Source organism: Burkholderia sp. L27(2015) (genome assembly GCF_009765705.1).
Classification (GTDB): Bacteria; Pseudomonadota; Gammaproteobacteria; order Burkholderiales; family Burkholderiaceae; genus LMUX01.
The window spans coordinates 1-333 of the sequence record NZ_LMUX01000057.1 but is presented as its reverse complement, the minus strand read 5'-3'; the positions used below and the strand labels follow the sequence as shown (position 1 = coordinate 333).

1 protein-coding gene is annotated in these 333 nt (G+C 62.2%); it reads right to left on the bottom strand.

Translation table 11 applies throughout. The annotated features are described in order from the left end of the window. A partial coding sequence (locus GSQ77_RS29060) for an efflux RND transporter permease subunit (protein WP_174246527.1) occupies positions 1 to 333 on the bottom strand: 333 nt, incomplete at both ends.

Sequence of the window (333 nt, the reverse complement as noted above, 5' to 3'; positions counted from 1 at the left end):
CGCCGCAATCAGGGTCGGTGCCAACCTGCGCAGGAACAGCGCCATCACCATCACCACCATTGCCAGGCTGATCAGCAAGGTGAGCTGCACTTCATGCAGTGAGGCACGGATCGTCGGTGTGTCGTCGAAATACGGCGTCAGCGTGGTGCCCGGCTGCAGGTAGCTGCGCAGTGTCGGCACCTCCGCCTTGACCCGATCCACGGTGGCGATGATGTTTGCGTCGGACTGCTTGTAGACGTACATCAGGATCGCCGGCTTGCCCTGGAACCAGGCCGCCTGGTAGGCATCCTGCAGGCCGTCGTAGACCTTGGCTATATCGGACAGATGCACCGG